4 protein-coding genes are annotated in these 4,314 nt (G+C 75.9%); 2 read left to right on the top strand and 2 right to left on the bottom strand.

What is annotated here, in order from left to right; genetic code table 11:
- The first annotated feature begins 27 nt into the window (after window positions 1–27).
- The gene (locus C6N75_RS27540; RefSeq protein WP_105871579.1) at window positions 28–891 is read left to right on the top strand and encodes an SDR family oxidoreductase; all 864 of its coding nucleotides are present in this window, start codon (window positions 28–30) and stop codon (window positions 889–891) included.
- A 49-nt stretch (window positions 892–940) separates the two neighbouring features.
- Here C6N75_RS27540 and C6N75_RS27535 read toward each other — a convergent pair whose 3' ends face one another.
- Together C6N75_RS27535 and C6N75_RS27530 are read right to left on the bottom strand one after the other, a co-directional pair.
- Window positions 941–2,629, bottom strand: a complete 1,689-nt coding sequence (locus C6N75_RS27535; RefSeq protein ID WP_181160645.1) for a DUF885 domain-containing protein — start codon at window positions 2,627–2,629, stop codon at window positions 941–943.
- 50 nt (window positions 2,630–2,679) lie between these two features.
- Complete coding sequence (locus tag C6N75_RS27530; protein WP_105871577.1) at window positions 2,680–3,186, bottom strand: Lrp/AsnC family transcriptional regulator; 507 nt, start codon at window positions 3,184–3,186, stop codon at window positions 2,680–2,682.
- A 60-nt stretch (window positions 3,187–3,246) separates the two neighbouring features.
- On the opposite strand from C6N75_RS27530, the gene C6N75_RS27525 reads away from it, so the two are divergent.
- A partial coding sequence (locus C6N75_RS27525; protein WP_105871580.1) for a trans-sulfuration enzyme family protein occupies window positions 3,247–4,314 on the top strand: 1,068 nt, incomplete at its 3' end.

The raw sequence follows: 4,314 nt of genomic DNA, 5'->3' as shown, positions 1-4,314 counted from the left end.
TGACAGCTCCGGTCGCCGCGGGCGATCATGGCGGCCATGACGCACCCCGCACCCGCCCCCGCCGTCGGCTCGCTGCGCCGGGACCCCCTCCCGCTGCGCGGCCGGACCGCCCTGGTCACCGGCGCCAGCCGGCGCGCGGGCATCGGCTACGCGGTGGCCCGCCGGCTCGCCGCCCACGGCGCGAGCGTCTATCTGCACCACCACGTCCCGCACGACGCCGGGCAGCCGTGGGGCGCCGACCCCGGCGGCCCGGACGCGGTCGCCGACGGGGTGCGCGAGGCGCTCGCCGACCCGGCGGCCGCCGTCCACCACGGCCCCGGCGACCTCGCCGACCCCGCCGGACCGGCCCGGCTGGTCGCCACCGCCGCCGAGGCGCTCGGCGGCCGGATCGACATCCTGGTCGCCAACCACGCGCTCAGCGGCCAGGACGGCGCCCTGGACGAGATCGACGCCGCCATGCTCGACGCCCACTGGGCCGTCGACACCCGCGCGGTGGTGCTGCTGGTCCAGGCGTACGCGAGACTCCGCGGCGCACTGCCGCCGCGCACCCCCGGCGGCCGGGTGGTGATGATGACCTCCGGCCAGGACCACGGCGCCGGCATGCCGCAGGAGATCGCCTACGGGCTCGCCAAGGGCGCGCTCGCCTCCGCGACCCGCACCCTCGCCACCGCCCTCGCCGACCAGGCGGTCACCGTCAACACGGTCAACCCCGGCCCGGTGGACACCGGTTACCTGGACGGCGCGGCGTACGAGCACATCGCCGGGATGTTCCCGGCCGGCCGCTGGGGGCTGCCCGACGACCCGGCCCGGCTGATCGCCTGGCTGGCCACCGACGAGGCCGAGTGGGTCACCGGCCAGGTGATCGACTCCGAGGGCGGCTTCCGGCGCTGAGCGGGGGCGGCCGAGGCGGTGGCGGCCGGGCGCCGGGGGTGACCCCGTCTCACAGCGCCGACAGCTCCGCCACCAGGTCGTCCAGCCCCAGCGGTCCCAGCGACAGCGCCGCCATGTGCCACCGCTTGAGGTCGAAGGCGTCGCCGTGCGCGGCCCGCGCGGCGGCCCGGCCCGCCAGCCACGCCCGCTCGCCCAGCTTGTAGCCGATCGCCTGGCCCGGCACCGACAGGTAGCGGGTGAACTCACTGGAGACGAACGCCGCCGGCGCGGCCGTGTGCATCCCGAAGAACTCCTCCGCCAGCGCCGGCGTCCAGCGCTCGCCCGGACGGAACGGCGAGTGCGCCGGGATCGCCAGACCCAGATGCGTGCCGATGTCCACGATGACCCGGCAGGCCCGCAGCATCTGCCCGTCCAGGTAGCCCAGCCGGCGCTCGGCGTCGGGCAGGAAGCCCAGCTCGTCCATCAGCCGCTCCGCGTACAGCGCCCAGCCCTCCAGGTTGGCGCTCACCCGGCCGATGGACGCCTGGTAGCGGGAGAGCCGGTCGGCGACCCGCACCCACTGGGCCAGTTGCAGGTGATGGCCCGGCACGCCCTCGTGGTACCAGGTGGACACCAGGTCGTACACCGGGAAGCGGTCCCGGTCGTCCACCGGCAGCCAGGTGCGGCCCGGCCGGGAGAAGTCCTCGGAGGGGGAGGTGTAGTACGGGGCGGCCGCCCCGCCCGGAGGCGCCAGGCAGGACTCCACCCGCCGCAGCGGTCCGGCCAGGTCGAAGTGCGTGCCGTCCAGCGCCGCCACGGCCTCGTCCATCAGGTCCTGGAGCCAGGCCCGGGTCTCCTCCGCGCCCTTGATGTGCGTGCCGTACGCGTCCAGATGGGCCAGCGCCTCCCACGGGCCGGCGCCCGGCAGGATGCGGCCGGCCTCGGCTCTCATCTCGCCCAGCAGCCGGTGGTACTCCTCCCAGCCGTAGGCGTACGCCGCGTCCGGATCCAGGTCAGCGCCGGTGAAGTAGCGCGCCCAGCGGGCGTACCGCTCCCGGCCCACGGTGTCCGGCGCGCCCGCCACCGCGGGCGCGTACTCCTTCCGCAGCCAGTCCCGCAGCCCCGCCACCGCCCGCGTCGCACCCCGCGCCGCGGCGTCCAGCTCCGGCCGCAGCGCGCCGGGCCCGCCCGCCGCGAAGTCCTCGAACCAGCTTCGGCGCGCCCCGCCGCCCGCCCACTCGGCCAACTGCCCGGTGAACACCGCGGTCGCCCGCGGCCCGCCCGGCAGCCCCTGCCGGATCCCCTCGGCCAGCGAGGCGCGGTAGCCGTCCAGTGCCGCCGGCACCGCCCGCAGCCGCTCGGCCACCGCCCCCCAGTCCGCGTCCGTGGCCGTCGGCATCACGGTGAACGCGATCCGCACACTGTGCGCCGGGGAGCGCAGGTTGCTCACCGTCCGCAGGCCCTCGCCCGCCTCGTGCACGGCCAGTTCGGCGGTCAACCGCTCCCGCAGCAGCTTGGCGCAGCGCCGCTCGGCGTCGGCCGCCGCCCCCGGCAGCTCCTCGGCCCGGTCCAGCTCGGCCAGGGTCCGGCGGGCCAGCGCGGCGACCTCCCGCTGACCGGCCGGCGAGAAGTCCGGCAGCAGGCCGGCGCACGCCGCCACCCCGAGATGGGTGCCGGCGATCGGATCCAGTTCGAGGAGCGCGGCGACATGGGCGTCGGCGACCTGCCGGGGGAGCGCGGGGCGGGAAGTGGCTCGCATGGAAGCCATGGTGGTACGGACCGGGCCGCCCGCACCACCTCCCGGCGGACTCATCCGGCGGGTTCGGGCTGCATATGAGCGCTCGGCCCCGGCGGCAGCAGCGGCCCGCACTCCCACTGCTGGAAGATCAGCCGGGTGTCCACCCGGGCCACCTCCCGCCGCGAGGTGAACTCGTCCAGCACCAGTCGTTGCAGGTCGGCCGGGTCGGCCACCGCCACGTGCACCAGGTAGTCGTCCGGGCCGGTCAGATGGAACAGCGCCCGCGACTCCGGCAGCGCCCGCACCCGCTCCACGAACGGCCCGATCAGCTCCCGCCGGTGCGGCCGCACCTGCACCATCAGCAGCGCCTCCAGACCCCGGCCGATTTTGGCCGGATCGAGGCGCAGCCGGTGCCCCAGCACCACCCCGGTGCGCCGCAGCCGGGCCACCCGGTCCAGACAGGTCGACGGGGCCACACCCACCTCGGCGGCCAGCTCCCGGTAGGTGGTCCGGGCGTCGTTCTGCAACAGTCGCAGGATGTGCAGATCGACCGTGTCCAGTACGACGGAATCGGTCATCAGCCGAACGTAGCACGGGTTTCCGGCCATACTTCCCGGTAGTTGTTCACAGTTCCGCCCATGGAAGCCATGTCGTACGACGACGCCGCCGTCCCCGCCCCCACCCCCCTGCGGGCGCTGGCCACCGAGGCCGTGCACGCCGGGCGCGAGGACCTCGCCGCCCAGGGCCTGCATGCCGTCCCGCTCGACCTCTCCACCACTTACCCCTCCTTCGACGCGCGCGCCGAGGCCGCCCGGATCGACGCCTTCGCCGCCACCGGCGCCCGCCCCGACGGGCCGCCGGTCTACGCCCGGCTGGACAACCCCACCACCGCCCGCTTCGAGACCGCGCTGGCGAAGCTGGAGGGCACCGAGAGCGCCGTCGCCTTCGCCAGCGGCATGGCGGCCCTCACCGCCGTCCTGCTGGCCCGGGCGAGCCAGGGCCTGCGCCATGTCGTCGCCGTCCGCCCCCTCTACGGGTGCAGCGACCACCTGCTGGAGGGCGGACTGCTCGGCACCGAGGTCACCTGGACCGACCCGGCCGGCATCGCCGACGCCCTCCGCCCCGACACCGGGCTCGTCATGGTGGAGACCCCCGCCAACCCCACCCTGGCCGAGACCGACATCCGCGCCGTCGCCCATGCCTGCGGCTCGGTGCCGCTGCTGGTGGACTCCACCTTCGCCACCCCGGTGCTCCAGCGCCCGCACGAGCAGGGCGCTCGGATCGTGCTGCACAGCGCCACCAAGTACCTCGGCGGTCACGGCGACGTCCTCGGCGGCGTCGTCGCCTGCGACGAGGAGTTCGCCGCCGACCTGCGCCGCATCCGCTTCGCCACCGGCGGGGTGCTCCACCCGATGGCCGGCTACCTGCTGCTGCGCGGCCTGTCCACGCTCCCCGTGCGGGTGCGGGCGGCCTCCGCGACCGCCGCCGACCTGGCCCGCCGGCTCTACGTCGACCCGCGCATCGCCCGCGTCCACTACCCGGAGATCGGCGGCGCCATGGTCGCCTTCGAGGTGTACGGCGACCCGCACGACGTCATCGCCGGGGTGCGGCTGATCACCCCGGCGGTCAGCCTCGGCAGCGTCGACACCCTCATCCAGCACCCGGCGTCCATCAGCCATCGCATCGTGGCCGAGGGGGACCGGCGG

Origin of the sequence: Streptomyces solincola, from assembly GCF_002982015.1 — a bacterium.
GTDB classification, from domain to species: Bacteria; Actinomycetota; Actinomycetes; order Streptomycetales; family Streptomycetaceae; genus Streptomyces; species Streptomyces solincola.
Note: the sequence above shows the minus strand (reverse complement) of the source record. Positions and strands in the feature narration are given on the sequence as shown.

Coding starts and splice junctions, on each gene's coding strand:
- C6N75_RS27535 (WP_181160645.1), bottom strand. CDS start 2,629: ATGCGAGCCACTTCCCGCCCCGCGCTCCCCCGGCAGGTCGCCGACGCC.
- C6N75_RS27540 (WP_105871579.1), top strand. CDS start 28: ATGGCGGCCATGACGCACCCCGCACCCGCCCCCGCCGTCGGCTCGCTG.
- C6N75_RS27530 (WP_105871577.1), bottom strand. CDS start 3,186: ATGACCGATTCCGTCGTACTGGACACGGTCGATCTGCACATCCTGCGA.